Genomic DNA, 19249 nt, shown 5'->3' on the forward strand with positions numbered 1-19249 from the left:
GCAGGAGTTCAGTTGCTTTCGCATCGACAACCGAATTCTTGCGACTCCGCCTACGATTAGGGTGGATCGGCTAGGTCTATCAGTCTGATTCGCTTTCTTCGAATTCTATCCCATGGATGCGAAAATCTCATCAATCGCGGAGGTTCCCTCGTCGGATTCTGCTGATTGTGCGTCTTGACGGTCCTGAACAAGCGAATCGACGATCGCATCAATCTGCATCGACACCGGCGAATCGAAGACACTCGTCTTGCTTGCCGGAACCGCCATCACGGGCTCGGGGACGATCACCGATCGTTCCGACGCAGACGCGACATTGCGGGTGGGGTCGAAGATGATCGTCGACGGTGACGCCATGACGCCATTGCCGACGGATTGATAGACCGACGCCACGATGGATTCACTGGTATCCAACGGCTCTCCGGCCGCCATCGGTTCACCGGCGGGATTCGTCGGATCGACGCCCGGGGACGTCGTCGTGTTGAGGTAGTTGATTACCCGCAACGCGTCGATCGCGTTGATCGTTCCGTTGCCGTCGACATCGGGGAACGGCGGTAAAACCAAGCCGACAGGAATATTGGTCAGATCGATCGATCCGCCGTTCGCGTTGAGCATGTTGATGATCAACAACGCATCCAACGGCGTGACCGCTCCGCTATCATTGACGTCCTCATTCTGCCGTGAACTTTGGAACGGGTTGTTGGTGATGGTGTACTGGTAGTCTTCGACTTCGCCCGCACTTGCCATCCCGTCAGGACCCAAGTTTGCCTCGTAGCTCAACCGGAAACGACCTTGAACATCGCCGAGGCTCGCGGTCGAAGGCACATCGATCACGATCGTGTTGATCGACGAATCACTGACGACCCGCAAACCGGATCCGAATGATCCGAAGCGGGTCACTTCGTTCGCACCAAAGGAACCGTCTCCGTTCCAATCGAACCAAGCGTCAAAGTAGAACGGTTGCGAAGCCGATACATGATTGTTGGTACCCGCGATCCGGTTGATGTCGACTTGGAACTGAGTTCCGAAACCCGGACGCAAGGTTCCCAATTGAATCACACCGTCATCGTTGTCGGCATCATCGTTGACGCCGTTGACGTCGGCCGTAACGCCAGTACCCAAATACAAGTCGTCAACAATTTGGTGACGTGGGCCACCGTCTTGCAACGTGGTGTTGTAAGGATCAAACGCATCGCCGTAATCGAACAAATCACCGACTAGAATCTCGACCCGCGATCCGACACGATCACTACCCGGTTGCAGACGATTGCCTGCTTTATCCGCGATGAAGTTAGTCACCACGGCATCACCCTGCGGCGTGGTCGCCGTTCGCAACAGAACCCGATCGTCGATAAGCGTCGCGTCGATACCCGCAGCGATGGCGGCATCGGCAAACGCCGCAGCGACGACATTGGCGTCGTCGTTGTAACGAATGACCACAGGCGTCGACGGACCATCGCCCGGAGAACCGATCTGGGTCAAGATCGTACCAGCCGTGTTGAGCTGGATGTCGTCTTCGTTTCCAAGAGTCACTCGTCCGTTACCTGCGTTGGCGGCTGCCAGCGATGGGAAGACGAGATTGACTGCTTGAGCGATCGCATCGGCAAGTTGATCCGGTGTGGTATTTCCGAAACCGCCGCCCGGCAGGCTGATCAGTCGAGCATCCAAATTCAATGGTATCGAATCGAAGTCGAGTTCGAACGTGACGGGCGTGCCCAAGCCACGGCCGATCGTAAACGATTGTCCGTCTTGGACGGCCGGCGAGAGTTCCCCGTCGATCACCGGGATTTGCAAACCAAATCCAGGTGCGACACCGATGGCGCTGTTGCCCGTTACGAGCACCGCGCCGGTCGGCGATGTCACCGAAATCGGCCCGTTGTTACCACGAATTCGGAAGACACCGGACGCACCGAAGGCAGCCACATCTAAGTTGTTAGCTTGAATTCCAGCCAACAACGCTTGCACCAATTCACGCGGCGAAGACTCCGGTAAGATATTCAATATCACACCGTTGATGTCTGGACCAAATACCGTCGTCACGCCGTCGCTGTCAAATTCAAACAAGATCTCTTCATTACCGTCAAAGACAGTGATCTGTTGCCCGTCATAATTCGTCAAGCGTTCTCCGTTGGGGCCCAGAGTCGTTTCCACCAACAATTGAACATCCAGTTCTTGATTGACTTGACGGAAGATGCTGTCGGGTTCGAACGAAACAAACGCATCCGACGGACTGGTGCTCGCGCCGAGCAACTGCATTCGACCAGGTTGGCCGGCAGCGGGTTCATCGAAGTGAATCGCTTCGATATCGAGAACGCCCAGTGCGGCGATACGGTTGATCTCGCGTGCTAGCAAGCGAGTGATCAATTGCGGCGTTGCTGTTGATGGTAGTTGGACCGCATAGTTACCAGAGAACGGCAGTTGTTCATTGGCGTCAATGACGGTCGTCAAATCGGTGACGAACTCGAACGTGACCTCAGGGTTCACGCCATCGAAAATGGTAATGGTCTGTCCGTTGAGAACGGAGACCTGTTGCCCGGTGAGCAAATCGGTTTGAGTCAGAGCATCTCGCAGAACCGTCAACTGAATCCCGAGTTCCGTCTCCAAAATCTGATCATCGACGAAGTTCTTTTGCCCATCACCGTAACTGGTTCCCGGTCGACCTTGGAGAACCGCAGTGTATCCATCCACGCTCGGGCTTTGACCTCCGAGGAACTCGATCGTGTAAACCGAATCGGTCGTCCAAATTCCCGCAATCGGCGTCAAACGAATCAAGTTGTCGGCGGGTTCATAAGCGAAACGATAGTCTCGACCCTCTTGGAGGACCTCGATCTTGGCTCCGACGCCACTTCCGATGATTCGTGTCAACACCAAGTTTTCGCTCGTCACGGTGGAATCGTTGATCCCCACCCCGGTTCCAGGATCGGCCGGACGGATCCCGTCGATCAATTGAATTTCAAATGGTTCCGCGATCGCACCCACGGTGATCGATCGACCGAAGCCGTCTTGATCATTGTCGAAGATCAAGTCCTGAGCCCGTGGCGAGACGAGCACGAACCTGGGGCCCGTCTGGTCTGCTCGCTCTTCCGCACCGCGGTCGACGAACGCGGTCCCTCCGGATCCGAATCGAGAGTCAAACGTTGGGTCGTCGAGGCGAGTTTGACCGTTTTGATCCAAGCGTGGAGCAAGAATCGGGCTGTCAAGAAGTCCGAGCGATTGACGTAGGTCCGATAGCGATCCTCGTTCTTCGATGGAAGTTCGGCCACTATCGATAATGGGCGTTCGCGACTGAGGAGTGAACACCAAATTGACCGGATCGACAAATACTTGATCCTGATCGTCCAGGAAATCGGCGCGGACGCCAAACCCATTCACTCCGTTGATCAGAGAAGGCTGCAGGTTTCGATAGAACGTCGTTGATCCGATCACCGTTTGAACGCTACTGAAATCGACAAGGCCCGATCCGATCGGCGGAACCGGCGGGATGGCGATACCCGTTTCAAAATTACTGATCACATTGTTGAGCAACGTCGGTGCCGCGTTGTCTTCAACACGAATCCCTATCTGACCTGGCGTGAATGCGTCTCGCAGAATGGTTGAAAGGGCACCGATGGCATCAATATCCGCCCCGCCGGGACCGAAGTTGAAAGAACCGGCAGGCGACAAATCGGTCAACCGGACGTAAGAGAAACGATCGTTTAAGCCGAAACCGAAAGCGTCCAAATCGATGGTGTTGTCCAGACCAAAGATCTCGCCGACTTGGAAAAACGTGACGTTGTCACGACTGACTTCGACACGCACTCGTTCGGGGATACCCGACTCGAAGATGATCAAGTCGGCAATGCCGTCGCCCACGCCGATCAACGAAGACGGATTGGACGAACTGCCAGTCAACAAGTTGTCGTTGAATACGAACGTGGCCGATCCGCCCGAACCGAGCGAAAGTGTAAACAGTCCGTTATCCGGATCCGTCGCCGCAATGCCATGACAATCCGGTGACCCTAACGCAGCTTCGAGATCACGGAATGAAGTCTCCGCATCGTCTCCGAAGGAAACCGATTCGACCACCACACTATCGGCGAATGAAACACTTCCCATCGGGAAGAAGGTCGCCCCGAAAACTTGCGAGCCAAGGCTCTGCGTTTGAGTGACGGTACCACCGATCAGGGTGTTGTTAATCAGGCGATCGAAGCCAACAGGATTGTTGGTGGCCGATCCTCCATTTTCCAATCCAACGATGTCGATGCCGACCTCTTGATTGAACGCAAACGTATTGTTTCTCACCACAACGCCGGGCAGGAAATTCTCGGTGTTCAATTCCGCAAAGTTGCGTGGGTACGCCAAGATGTTCGGGGTCGCGTCGCCGACGTCTTGAGAAATGACATTGCCTGCGGCATTGCGAACGATCTGCACGCCGCTGTTTTCGCTGTAAATGATCCGGCTGCTCTCGATCATGATCACGCCTTGCTCGTCACGATCGCGATTGGAGTCGCCTCGCAATCCACCGTCGGAGGTCGATTCAAACGCCGTGGCACCCGTGCCACTGGTTCGGAAACTGTCCGCACCGATCAGGATGAGATTGCGATCAGGTACATCGATTGGAGTGTTAACGCGAGTCAGGTTCGAACGCGTGGCGATAATACCTAAGATCGGGCGAACGTCGGGTGCATTGATGCGAGCGATTAAGAGATCGGCAACTTGTTCTGCGGTCGCTTCGGCGGGCAAACGAACTGCAATCCGATTCGCATTGCTAACAATCCCGTTACTCGTTCCGTCGCCGTTCTCGATGTCAAACTCGAATGTCAAACGCTGGTTCTGGCCGGCAAGAATGAACGTCGAACCATCCACGATCTCGGACGCCGAACGTGCCGTCAAAGAAACGCCTTCATCGGTAAGACGATCATTCGTATCGAAAGTACGGAAACGGGCATCCAAATTGAGCGAATTGTTCAAAAGGACGGCGCCGGATGCGACGTATTCCGACGCGTCTCGGATCTCTAACTGATACGAGCCTGTATCGGTCAATCGGCGGGTTTCATCCGGCGAGGTCAGTGCGGTATCGCCGAAATCGACAAACGCGGCATTGGGATCGATCGGATCGGAACCGGTTACCAATTCGCCACGTTCGGCGAACCCGATGATGATATCGTCGATGTAAGCGCCTTCGGTCGCATTGTCGGCGGCACCACCTCGGAAATCGCCGCCAAACTGATCACCAAAACGCTCTGACGTGGAGACGAAAGGCCCTAGGGGATCGTTGGCGTTAATCAACCCGGGCAATCGCAGTGCCGATCCGGCCCGCGGTACCAACGAGATATCACCCTCATAAAAGCGATTGGCCACGGCTTGTTGAACCGCGATCGCCACTTCGGTCGCCGTCGCATTGCGACCGACCGTTACCGGAACTCCTGCCGGCGCGGCGATGCCACGTCGATCGAGAATGCTGTTGGTCGGAACATCCAACGTCTCAACGCCGATAAACTCGACCAAAGACTGGGTCGCTTGGATATTCAATGGCGACTCGATGGCAATGGTCAACGCATAGCCGCCGACTTGAGCCGCATCGGTGGTGCCTTCAATCCTCGGATCGTAGGTGGCGTTCTCCGGTCCACTCACGCCAATGAAATAGAGACCGTCTTGTGGTGCGGTCAAAGTAATCGTGCCACGAGCGTCGTTGGTCACCGCGAGTGGACCGCCGGTCGGTGACACCAATTCGGCACCATCGGAATCAAAGAATCGAACCGCATTGTCGACACCAGGTTGATCGGCATTGACAGACACGACGATCTCAGTGCCCGCAGCAACACGGACCGAAAGCAAATCCACGTCACCCCGGTCGGTCACCGAAACCGCCCCGAATGTACCGATGGTCCCGCGTCCTTCGATCACAAGGCTACCACCGGTGTAGGGCAGCGGAGTCGCTTGGAAAACCAAGTCATTTCGGTTGGTATTTCCACTCGCGTTCGGGTTGCCGAAAGGATCTACCGGATCGGAACGATCACTGAAGTTAAACTGGCTAATCCGACGGAATTCCGGTATAGCGACATTTGTGTTCGCTTCCACGGCGTCTTGCAACGCGCCGCCGATGTCCGCGTTGGTTAGGTCGCTACCCAGTGCGACGGGGACTTGGCTTCCGGTCGCGTTTCGATTGTTATCCAACAACGCATATTCGACTCCATCGATCGTGACGACAAACAGCGCCGTCGGATCGGCATACAGAGTGTCAAGAACGTCGCCCGATGGGACAAGCTGCCCGTACTCGATGGTCGTTTCGGGTTCATTGAAATCCAGTTCGCCGCTGAACAAAGCGAGAATTTCGGCAACATCGTCGATGGTTAGCGTTGAAATGTCCTCCAGCGGATCTTCGTCTGGGTTAAGAAACGCGTACCCAAGAATCAAATCAACCGGAACTCGCGGCGCCTGTAACTGCGTGTTGAACGGCAATGTCAAGCCTTGACGATCGGTATCTTCGTCAATGAAGACGTACTCGATGCCGTTGAGGTAAACAGAAGAGAGAAGTTCTGGATTTTGGTTGTAGAAGAACTGCGGGTCGGTACCGACCGGGACAGGATTGTCCTGATAGAACAAATCGATTTCGGTTCCCGAGGGGACGACTCGCGACAAGGCAAGATCGCGATCAAACGCATCCGCAACGGCATTGGCGATATCGCCGGACGTCAAGGTCGCCAAGGGACTCGGCAAGTCGATCGAGATCGGATTGTTCAGCGTCGCTTCGGCCAAAGCGGTCCGAGTGCCGTCGTTGAGATAGTAGTCCTGGCCGTCGACACGGAACGAAGCCAACTCATTGGGGTTGGCATAAAGGTCCGCTAACGAACGTCCCGAAGGGAACACGATGGCTGGTGCCAAATCGATCGAGAACGTTTCGCCTCCGATAACGAACGTATCGTTCTCGGTCAGTTCGGCGGCCGCGACGGCGCGTATCTCGCCGGTGTTCGTGATCGTCGTTCCTGCGGTCGAGAATTCGATTCGCAGTGCCAAGCCCGCTTGACCGGCAAAAACGCCGAGGGGAACTCGGGCTTGACGCCATGTTCCGGTATTGTCGTAGAGTTGTTGAACATCGACGTCGATGTTGTCGGCATAGATTCCAGTAGTCGGATCATCAAATTCATCGTCGACACCGAGTTGATTCGCGGGCCCGCGGGCTTCGTTGTTGGTCGCGACCAAGTGCTCGACGCCGTTGGCATCAATGACGTAGACTCGCAACGTGTCGCGGTCTTCCTGGAAAAGATCGTTGTCAGGGTTCGTGAATGCGCTATCGTCATCAACACCATCGGTATTGAGGAAGTAGTTGAAGTACATCGTCGGCATGTCCGCCGGCGAATACCCGGCCAACGAAAACTCATTGGACTGCACCGTCCCACGAGCACCGCCGGGGAAGTTGTACGTGCTCTGAACTCCCTGACCATCGAGTCTCGGATTCGTCGGCAAGCCGTTGTTGAATCCACGCACGGGAGCCTCGCCGAAGGCGTAGTTTCCATTGAACGCGCCCGTGGTGTAGTTGAACACCAACGAGTTATTACCACTGGTACCGATACCATCGGATTGTTGAGGCCGTGCACCATGAAAGGCTTCGTTGATCCCGTGTCCAGCATCGCCGCCTCGCGCGCCCGTTACGTGCCATAGGTTATAGTCGAGCGTAGCAAAGTCGAGGCCTTGAGCATTGAAGATGCCCGTCGGAACGGACGACTGACCGCCGGCAAAAATGTTCTGTAATTCACCAGCGGTATTGAATGCGTAAAGTCGACCGTTCGTAGCGGTCGCGAAGAGCAAGTTAGCAAAACGTCCTCCCTCAACACTGTTCGGTCCGGCACGCAGACCGGTAAATTGAATCCCCAGAAGGTCCGTTGCGGTATCGACATAGATGCCGACATTGTTATTGCTGCCCAATGCCGCGATGCTCGATGCATCCACGCGGTACAAACCGCCGGTATTCGAAATCGCGAAGAGGCTCGTTCCGACAATCTCAAGTCCTGTAATGAGCCCACCGTTGGGCTGCCCGCCGGCCCGCAACGCTGTGCCTTGGGAGGTCACTTGCTGAACCAACGCGGTGAACAAGACGCTGCGTCCGCGAGCGGTCGCGTTGACGTTCGCAAGACGCCCGGCGTTGTTCTCTTGAGCCACCGCCTGGACGATTCGCTGTGCGATTACATCGGCGGTATCGGTCGGGAACAATTTCACCTCCGAATTACCCGGCGTCACGGCTCCTCCACCCGAAAGTGTCAGACCGGTTACCGGTGTGAGCGTTGGCGAGATCAGTTCGACGAGCGTCGCAGTCGGCATCGCCAACTGAGTGCCTTCAGATGAAACGGCGATTCCACGTCCCTGAATGATCGTCGCTAGCGTTTGAGCGAAGCTCGTCGCATCGCCCGTCCGATCGATCGGAACGACAATGTTGGAGGCTGAACTAGGGGCGCTATTGGTCAGCTCGAACGTGACCGGCGGTGCCCCTGGAGGAGTCACACGAACCAAGGTTCCATTGAGGATACTGGCTGGGTCAGTTGAAATCAGCGTGAAGCCTTGGTTGAACTCAAACGTGACCGTCGACGTCCCGTCGAATAGCGTGAACGTGTCCCCATCAAAGATTCGAGGAACGGCTTGGCCATTGAGGCCAAGCTCGGTGGCGTCACTCAGACCCAACACGTTGGCGACGTTGGTCGGATTACCGTTGGCGTCTTGAGGCGCAGTCGTGTCGATCTGCCCGATTTCTCTTACGTCCGTTCCCGCACCAGCATTGGCCAACGTCAAATTGAAGTTGGGGCCGGTCGCCAAACCAGTTTGCTCATCAAAGGCATACAGAATGTTCGTGTTGTATTCGAGCCCCGCCGCCGACGCGCCGCCGGGACGATTGCCGACGAAGAACCCGGTTTCAATACCCAAACGCGATCGGATCGTCATCGCTTCGACCGACAATCCGACATCGCTGGCTTGGTCCAAGATCTGTTGAGCCGGAGGTGCCTCGAAGTTCTGATCATTGAACGTCGAAATCCCAGCCCCGTCACTAATCACCTGGTCGATCGCGCCGGTGACCGTATTGAGACGGACATAGCTCCAAGAATCGTCGGCGGCTTGGCCATCGTATTGTGTGTAAGCGAATAATTCGCCGTTGGCCGTGAAGGCCACATCTCGGACTTCTTGTCCGTCGAAATCACCTAGGTTCACGTACTGGGTGCCGGTAAACGGATTGACCAGGAACAGGTTCGATCCTGAGTTGACGTACAAGAAAACGTCATCGAGCGAGTAATCGATAATCGAGTTCTGATCAAACAAGACCGGCGTAATCGGTCCTTGCGCGACCTGGGTGTAACTGGTCGGGATCCCGAGGTTTGTGAATCCTTCCTCGGCGATCCGGCGGGTGCTGTCAATCGGTTCCAAACGAATCAATGGGTTGGTCGCGTTGCGGTTATTGAACTGATCCAAGACGACCGGAACTTGTCCTTGATTCGATACCGCGACGAAATAAGTACCCTCGGGCAATTCAGCCGATCCGATGAACGGGTCAGCACTGCCGAATGAGCCGCGTGACAAATCACTCGCACCGCCGGTTCCCGGCAACGATAGATCGTCGGCAATGTTCGAGTCACCCCCGATCAAAACCAACTCGCCGGCGGCATTGAACACGTGGAGAGCAAGGTCGGCACGCCCCAAACCATCGGTGTAATCTAGGTCGAATACGGTTGCCAAGTACATCGCCGCGCCATCGCGGGTCAACTGAGAATAGTTGATCTCAAACTCGTACCAATCGACGTCATCGGTCCCGTCGATGAAACCGGATATGTTCGTTGCCAAACGATCACTTCCCAACGGACCGGCCGGATTATCCAACGCAACATCGACTCCATTGCGAGCCACCGTCAGTGAACCGTCTGGATTGATGGTCAAGTTGGCGGGAAGCGTTGCGCCATTAACAAACTGGGTGTCGTATAGTCCCAACCGTTGGGCGCCGGCAAGCGTATTGTTGCTGGTGGTGGCATCGCCGTCGCGATCGGTGTTGTTCTCATAGGCTTCGCCCGACAACGGGCTTTGCAGTGGACCGCCGACGACTTGCACACCGTTGCGGGCGTACAAGACATCGCTGTAGCGAATCTGGGTGCCTGCAAACACGTCAGATTCTTCGATACGGATTTGCAACTGATAGGACCCTTGTGTGGCCCCGAGACGCAAACCACCGGTCATATTGCGAAGAGTCTCTTCGTTGTCGATCACGTTGGACGTGTCACCGACGATCATGCGATTCTTGTTATCGCTGGTAAGACTCGCTTTCGATGCCGGCGTAATGGCGCTGCGAACTCGCACATGGTACACGGTCCGAACGCCTTGTACGCCCGGAAGAATGACTCTCATTCCCGCGTCACGTGAGTTGGTCGAGTACTGATCTTGGAACGGTACCAGTCCGGCACCGGCATCGAGTTGGCCGGTGGCCAATCCGAAGATCGCTCCGGAGTCGATCGCTTGCGCGCCACGTCCGGTACGTGAGTTGATCAATTGCAACAATTCGGTGCGCCGAGCGATGACGGCCGGGTCAGTATTGGCGGCATCGATCGAAAGCAGTTCTTCGATCGCAGCCGCTTCGCGGAATGCATCATCCGAGAGAACGATCGTTTGTCCGTTCGAATTGACCAGTTCAATGACCGTATCCAAACTCATGTCGGTTCGGTCGATGTCCAACCATACCTGCGTACCCGCCTCGGCGACGAACGAATAAACGTCCACGTCGGACGGACTGCTCACTTCGCCATCGACGATCAAGCCGAGTCGCCGGTTTTCGTCGCCCGATTTGCGGTCAGGTGCGATCTCACCAAGGAATTGCGAACGGCTGGCGATCGAATTGGTGTCGCTATTGCCGACGTTACTCGGTTCGTTCTCCGAGGTGATCGACGCGTTGGAATCCGAAGCCGCTTCACGAATGACGATCCCCTCCCACTCGCCCGCCAGATTCGCGTTGGCGGCCGATCGAGACGTACGAATTCCATTGGAGTTGGTATCCACGTTCGCACGACCGTCAGGCGTGAATCCGGCACCAACCGCGTCGTCGGCTAAGGAGGTCAGCACGACCGGGAAATCCGGTTGACCGATGACCTGCAAACTGCCACCGATCCGATCGGCGATTCCGACGAATTCATTCTCAGCCGTATAGGAATTCCCACCGACCACGATCCCAGCACTGCGGCGAAGCAGAGCATCGGGCTGGAAAGGAATTTCCACTTCCGGGAAAATGATGTCGGTATTGATTCGAATCGTATCGCCGGGTTGGTAGTCCAAACCAGCAACATTGATGAAGAGCGAACCATTGATCAGGGTCAACAAATCCGAACTGAAGCCGGACAGTGTGGTGCCAAAGCGATCAAGGCTAAAGTTATCAAACGCACCAAGATCGAAGGCGGGACTCAACTGAAATCCATTGAACACACCCGTTGCGAAGGTCCCCGCAACGGCTTCCGTAATGGTCAATTCGATAAAGTCATCGCCAATGACTACGTCAAAATCGACGTCCACAGGGTCGATGAACTCCACCGTCCCCGGCGCATCGAGGGAGTCAATGAAAATAAAGCCAACGTCACCAGGAACCGGTAGACCGCCAGGAGCGACCGCACCGTTGGCGGTCGTCACAAAGAGCGTTTGCTCAGGAACATCACCGAGCGTATCGAACTTGACGACAAGCGAACCGCGGGCGTCGGATTCCAATCGCAATCCGCCGTAGATGTGCTGGTTGGGAACGGTAATTTGATCCCGAACGATATGGACGATATCGGTGTCGTCCCAAACGACTTCCGTCGCGACGGCACCGCCGCGTACTTCAACACCGGCTAAACCGCCAGCAATTTCGTTGCCCTGAATCAACGGGCCACTGTTTCCGCGGACGGTGAGGTTGTCGATCGGTCCGGTCGAGCGTCCCGGATCGGTAACCTCTTGCCACGTGAAGCTGTTAACATCAAAGCTCAACGTGGGGCCCTGACCATCAACGAATGTGTTATTCAAGATCGTCGGCTGGGATCCGCGTACGAATACCGTTCCCGAGGCGTTGTTCACTCGGTTAACACGTTGTTCCCGTGGATCGTCAGGGTTGTTAAGGTCGTTCCCGCTATCATTGAGGAACCGACGTCCGTCGGCATTGTTTTCAAACCGCGAATTGGCAACTCGCAGCTCGCTTTGATGAGCCTCAATGACATTGAAGCTGGCAAATCCGCCTTCGACTTGCGATGTACCACCACCACCGGCAAAGACGGTATGGTCGAAGGAACCATCGGCACCAAAGCCGAGATAGATTCCCGACCAATCGCCCGCGTTGAACGAGGTTTGCGCACCTGCGGTCGAATCCTGGAATTGACCGTTGGTATTGAACGTGCCGCCGGTTCCGAATCGGCGATCATTCAAGCTGGTGAAGACGATGCGTTCTTGCTCCGTTCCCTCGGCGAACAGACGAGCGCCAAACGTGACGTCGATTCGAGCATCATCTAGTTTGATGATCGTGCCGGGATCAATCGTGAGGCCTGGGTCTAATCGTCCCGTGAATGCCAATGAGTTGTCACCGATCAAGTTGTCAGCGATCCGTGTCGTACCGGCCAATTGCGTGTCGATGAATGTCGTCGTCGAAGGATTCAGGCGAGCCACACGGAGGAAGTCGCCGTAAATCGGGGTGCCGTCCAAATTCGTTCCGATGACCGGAGCGCGATATAAGCGACGACCGGTGAAACCGGCTTGCGTTGAAACGGTTGGCAAATTGCCCAACGTGATCGAACCGGTCGCAGACAGGGTTACCGATCCGATGGGGAGGCTCGCGACCGTTTCAAAACCATCTGACGTGACGAACGTCATTCGATATCCGTATTGCCCTTGAGGCACGTTACCGAATCGAGTTGCCACCGTGTTCACCCGCGGCAGCGTCGTGACATTGGCGACGCTGGGACGATCCGTCATCGCCGATGCTCCGCCCGGCGTGCCTTCGATCAACAAGTTCTCGTTCAGAATGTGAACAATATCTGTATCATCAAACCTCGCATTCACGTTGAGCGTTTCCAACGAACCGCCCGCTGGGGTTTCGATACGGATCATCATTCCGTTGTAGGTGTTGTCGATGACCGTATTACCACGAACGTGAGGTCCGACCCGAACGAAGTCGCTGGTAAAGAACTCGTTGGTTCCATCTTCGGTTTGGAAACGCGATTCATCGAACCGGGTTTCCAAGAACGTATCGGGCGTGGCCGCAATGGCGGCGTCGGCAGATCGCATGATCGTGTTGTTGAGAATCGTCGCGCGTGTTTGCGCCAATTCGATCGGCGAGACGACGCGGGAGACGCCGTCGACCGAGACGCGTCCGCCACCGCCTTGAATGTTGGCGTACTGGATATGGTTGAGGAAGATTCCATTGTTCTCGAGATTTTCGCGGCTGTCGTCTTTAAAATCGATGTCACCACGAATGTCGATACCACCCCACGTGCCCGGGGTGCTTTGTCCGATTCCGACCAACTCGACAGGATTATCCGGCGTACCGAGAACCTGAATCGTCGCGCCACTACGGTCCACTCCGACGGTGGTGCTACCCACGCCGATGCGGTTGCCCGACATTTCAAATCTCACGCCCGCATCTAGAACTAAGTTCACGCCTTTGGGGACTTCGACCGTGCGAACTTCGCCGGCCGTCAGGTTGCCGCCGCTCTGGTTGGTGCCGATGCGGTAGGTGCCCTCGCCGACCACCCGGACAACCTTCACGGGGTTGGTGCTATTGCGGCGGGTTTCTACCGATTGGAAGGCCGCGTTGAGGGTGCGATACGGCAATACAATGTTGCCGTTACCTGTGTCCGATCCGATCGTGTTGTCGACGTACAAAGTCGTATTCGGATCGTTCGGCTCGAACCAGTACTGGAACACACCGCCGGCTTGTCCGTCGGAGTCACCGTCAAGCGTTAATCCACTGCTGTCGGTGATACTATCGGCTGAGGTCGGTGTAAACGAAAGGGCCAGTTCATAATCGCCTTGGGTAACACCACCACTTCCCGTACCACTGACGATCGGATCGTACTTGTCGTTGCCGGAGGCGCTCACGCCGACGACATAACGGCCCGGCTGAACGCTCAACTCGATAAGCGAGTCGTTGCTAAAGTAATCGTCATTGGCGGCGATTTCGATCGGCTTGCCGTCTTCGATTCGGTACAAACGCAACATCGTGTCGAGTTGGCTCGACGTACCCAAACGTTCCGCAATGGTCGAGATGTTGATCGTGCCTGCGTTCGCTAGCGTGAACTCATACAGGTCAATGTCATTGCTCTCGGGGCGATAGAGGAACTGACCGTTGACAATGTCGGCCGGGCTCGGGAACAACGACTCGTTGGACGGAAGCAATCCGTCGGTGGTGGCTGGTACCACATCTTGCACCGGACGGAATGGATCGAGCACACCACTTGCCGATTGGGTAATCGGCTGAGGCAAGTGATCGGCATAACCGTATCCTAGTAGCTGGCCGATTCCCAAGAACGCACCACGGAAGAATTCGCCTCCGGTGAAGTCATCGGTACTCTGATCGAAATCTTGACCGTCCAAAACTAACAAACGGTTCGGGCTATCGGAGAGATCGGTCGATCCAAGAAACGTGTCGCCCTGAAGATCTAACCCGCGAGTGGCGACCGTGATACCGCCTGCTCCGCTCTGCAAACCAACGATGGTCCCGTCGTTGGCGCCTTCCAGCGATCCGACCGCGATGCTATAGACAGGGCCAGGTGCCCCCGCAAAATCGGGGCCTGAAATGGCAGCGGCTGCGTCTTGTCCGACCTCGATGAATTGAACACCGAGGTACTCGCTGAACAACGCGGCAACCTCACGAACACGCTGACGCTGCTGTTCCGTGATTGAGCTGGTATAAACTTGGTCGAGGTCGACGGTTTGTGTGTTGAGGTCGTCCCCACGCCACTCATCGGGGAAGTTGTAGTAGATGGTTTGGATACCATCGACTTGATCACCCGCTTGATTCCAAATGCCTAGCGGCACCGCTCGTAAATCCCGAGTCGGATCATCCGGACGAATGTCGCGGACGCCTGGATAATCCGTTCCGCCAGGATACTGGAACACATTTCCCTGAGTCGCTGCGGTGTTTTCAATCCGTCCGCCTGTTAGGCGAATGCCGGTCGCTCGAGACGTATCGATTCCGTTGAACCCACCGATGACATACGGACCGGTCTGATCGCCGTCGGCGAAAATGCTATCGCCGGCTTCGTTGACCACCGCCGAGGGCGTCACGTTTTGCGGAGCCAATTGGTTTGGCAGCAAGCTGTCATTGCCGACACGCAATCGAACCGCGCCGGGCACGAACGAACCCGCATTGGTCGGATCAGGTAGACGAGCAAACGGAGATTCGAAAATCACGCGAACCGCATCGCTTCGACCAGGAATCAATTCCACCGCGATCGGTGAAACCGCCCGTCCGTCCCGGTTCGGTCCGTCATCGTTGGGCGTGACGGTGTCGCGAGTGTAGATCGCGTCATAATAGGCCGCGTTTAAGACCGACCCCGCACCACTGGTCGTGACGTCGCCGGTAAAATACACCTCGACCACATTGGGTTCGCTAATCAAGCGACCCGTGTTGTCCTTCCGCACCGGTTCGGGAACAACCGCCAACACTCGTGGGGGCGTGTTGATTTCAAACTGCACGGCGAAGTCTTCGCCACCGTTGAACGCTTCGTCGTTCGTGTTGCGAAGGGCGCGGTCACCGGTACCGTAGATCTCGATTTGGTATGTGTCTTGGGGCAACGGCTCTGCGAATCGGAAGACCACCTCGTTGGGACGATCGCCCAAACCGACGAAGCCCGGCGTGACAACGGTGTCACTCGCACCGGTAAGCGGCAACACCAATCCGGTGCTACCAGGCGTTGGAGTCAGTCGTCCACCGATTAAATCATTCGGATTGCCGCGGCGGAGTGTCGCCGTGACTAGGTTGGCGACCGTGGGATTGCTGTTGAGCGCCGTCACGAGTTGGCCGACGGTGGTTTGGAACCCCGGAGCCGAATTGAGCCGAACGTTGATCGTTTGATTGCTGATGTTGATCAACGGCGCGGTCGCGCCGCCAAAGTTTTGGGACGTCAACACGACTCGCAAATTCGTTCCGGCGGCACCAGATTGCTTCGCGGCGATCTCCAGCGAAGTGGTTTGTCCCAACTGCAAGTCGGTCACCACGCGGGCCGTATTGGCACCATCAAGGGTCAAGGCCAATCCGCCGGCGGGCAACGTGCTTAAGATCGTCGTTTGAGCATCACCGGAAATTTGGTCAACACGAATGACCTGCGATGCAGACGGCGAATTATTCACCGCCAAAGTGAGGTCGCGTACATCCGCAGGACGCGGCGACAACGTATTCAGACCGATTCGAACAACCTTGGCATCCGGATCAGCGGCCAAAATGAAGACAGGCTGAAAACGAATGACCGGATCAACCGAAGTCGGGGGCGTGTATCGCTCGATGAAAACTTGAGTGCCGTTGCCGACCACACCAGGTAGATTCGTCGCGGCGCGAAACTCGACTTCCACACGTTTGGATACCTGCGTGTTTCCGCTGGTACCCAAATCCGTGATCGCCGTTGCGGTTTCGAACGCTCCGTCGGCGCCCGCTCGCGTGATCGATAATCCCAACGGACGGATCGAATCGTCTTGTGGGGTGATTGGATTGAGCAAAGTGGCCGGGTCGATCGCCGAATGATCGTCGAACTGAAACAACAACTCGTTCGGTGCCGTTTGCAATATCCGGGTGCCGAACAAAGGTGCCGACTCGATCGATGTACCACCTTGAATCAACTGCCCATTGTTAGGCTGAATCCCGACTAACTCGGGACCGGCGAGCAACTGCCGGGCTTCAAGGGATTGTGTTTGCAAGCGTCGTTCAATGTTCGCTCGTCGCGTTTTTGCCGACGTGGAAATGCCACGCCGATCACGCTTGCGACGGCCGCCCCAGTGTTGGGAAAGCGATTCGCGAAGAGTGCGACCTGAGAGAAATTTGCCCGGTTTACCGATCGTCATCAGTGGCCTCGTCATGCCGTCGCTGCTGCAAAACCGAAGTGGTCGTGGTTTGGCGTCGGGAAGCTGTAATTCAAGGGGAGAGAAGCGTTCGAGTGCCCGCCCGTCATGCTGACCGCTGTGGACGGAAAGAAATTCGAGCCAAACACCAGTCTGGATAAGCTGCGAAGATGGCGCAGTTTGGGCCAGGTCGCAGTGAGTGAGTTTAGTTAGGGAGCCCTGCAACGCAACGAAAAACGCGTTCTACGCAGGGTTTACGCACAATCAGTCCGTTTGAAACGATTGCTCCATTGGGACGGGCGTCGGTGCGGTTGGACGTCGGCAATTTGGGAAAAGTTCCGCAAAGCCGGGATAACCGGCCATGTCGGTTGAGCTTCCCCGGGCGTCCGAAAGACCACCCGCCACCAATTAGAGGGGCAGTTTGGGTGGATTGAAGAAGGCTCGTCGCTGCCGGAATCGCAAGAGTTACGGTGCTTCACCCGGCTCGCAACTTAGTTTTGATAGCAAACCGGTCGGATGAAACGCTCCAAACTGGCATGGCCGACCGAGGTGCTGCGGCCGTCCAGGCTCGCCGGGTAGGGACCGCCGTGTTGGGTCGCCGAACCTATTTCCATGCCCGTCGGCCATCCGTTGCGAATGATCCGGCCGGCAAACCGTTCGGCGATCGGCAACCAACGCTCCACAAATGATTCGTCGCCCGCGTCGGCGTGTAATGTCGTCGTGAGCGATCCATGAAATTGACGGGCCACCTGCAGCATCTCCGCTTCGTCTAGGCAGCGAACCAGCATCGAGACCGGGCCGAACGTTTCGCTGTGCAATCGGTTCTGCTCGATCGCGATCGACGCATCCATGCCGAACCAATGAACGCCCCGGTGCCAGGGCCCCAGGTTGGCGGTGGTCGCGTCCTTTCCTTCCGATTGCGGATCCTGCGGTCGATACAAGGTCTCCAGGTTCGGGTCGTTTCGCAGCCGCTCGACGCCGTCGTCGAACGCCGCCGCCACCCCGCCGCTGAGCATCGGAAGGCGTGGTTGGTTCGAAATTTCACGCGTCACCGCCGCGATGAAACCCGGACACTGTTCCTCCAACGCCACCACGACCCCGGGTTTGGTACACATGTGCCCGTTACCGAACCGCAGCGAATTCGCAAACCCGCTGGCAATCGCATCACCTCGCCGCTCGACCGCCGAGCGGGCCAAGAACACCGGATTGGTACTGCCCAATTCCGCGAAAATTGGAATCGGGTTTTCTCGTTCCAAGATCGCCTTGGCCAACGCGCGTCCGCCGGCGGGACTGCCCGTAAACCCGACAGCGGCGATCCGAGGATGTTGGACCAGCGCGATCGAGGTTTCCGGCCTCCGGCCGTGCAACAGACTGAACGTGCCGGCCGGAAAATCGAGTCGCTCGATCACATCGGCGACAACCCGGCCGAGCAGATCACAAGTTCCTGGGTGCGAAGGGTGTGATTTGACGACAACGGGACACCCCACCGCAATCGCGGCTACGAAATCATTCCCGACGACGCTGATGGCGAGCGGAAAGTTACAAGCACCGAACACCGCGACCGGCCCGACGGGCACCATCCGCCGACGCATCTCGGGCTTTGGAAACGGCGTTCGCGCCGGATCCGCCGGTTCGAACTGCCGCACGTCCCACACCGATCGACGAGCCAGGTTCGCGAACAGATTCAATTGCCCGGTCGCGCGGACGAACTCACCCTCGACTCTCGCGGCAAGGTAACCGGTCTCGGCGACACAGCGTTCCACGATTTCGTCGTGTCGAGCTTGCATCGTCTCGGCAACGGCATCAAGAAAATCGCCGCGACGCTCGGGCGGACAGTCTCGCAAAAACTCAAAAGCTTCGTCAGCGGCGCGTACGGCTTGGTCGATCTCCGAGACGCTGGCTTCGGTGAACTCGGGTGCCAACGGTTGACCCGTCGCGGCGTTGTAGGCGTGGAAGTTGTCTGAATGATGTTTCGTCATGGGGAGGCCTGTCCGTGAACGCTCGAGTGGTTCGCCAATTCAAACCATTCTAATGTTCTACTAAGCAACGCGTGCGCCAAAGTCCGCACTGTCTCCGACTGCACATTGCGATCCCTCGCTGACGCATCGGGTTACGATTGAATCACCAGCCCGCGTTTTGGTCAGGTGCTCGATTTGCGAACGCGTCCTCAGCCAACTCCGTCAGCAAGCGCCGACAAGACACATTGACATGTCGTGACCTAACGATATAAACAGCGTGA

At 56.5% G+C, this 19249-nt stretch carries 2 protein-coding genes; both read right to left on the reverse strand.

The annotated features are described in order from the left end of the window. Nucleotides 1-105 precede the first annotated feature (105 nt). The gene (locus Pla100_RS00825) at nucleotides 106-17013 is read right to left on the reverse strand and encodes a pre-peptidase C-terminal domain-containing protein (protein WP_146575809.1); all 16908 of its coding nucleotides are present in this window, start codon (nucleotides 17011-17013) and stop codon (nucleotides 106-108) included. A 488-nt stretch (nucleotides 17014-17501) separates the two neighbouring features. After that, complete coding sequence (locus tag Pla100_RS00830; protein ID WP_146575810.1) at nucleotides 17502-18989, reverse strand: aldehyde dehydrogenase (NADP(+)); 1488 nt, start codon at nucleotides 18987-18989, stop codon at nucleotides 17502-17504. Nucleotides 18990-19249: the final 260 nt, after the last annotated feature.

Source organism: Neorhodopirellula pilleata, assembly GCF_007859915.1.
Taxonomy (GTDB): Bacteria; Planctomycetota; Planctomycetia; order Pirellulales; family Pirellulaceae; genus Rhodopirellula; species Rhodopirellula pilleata.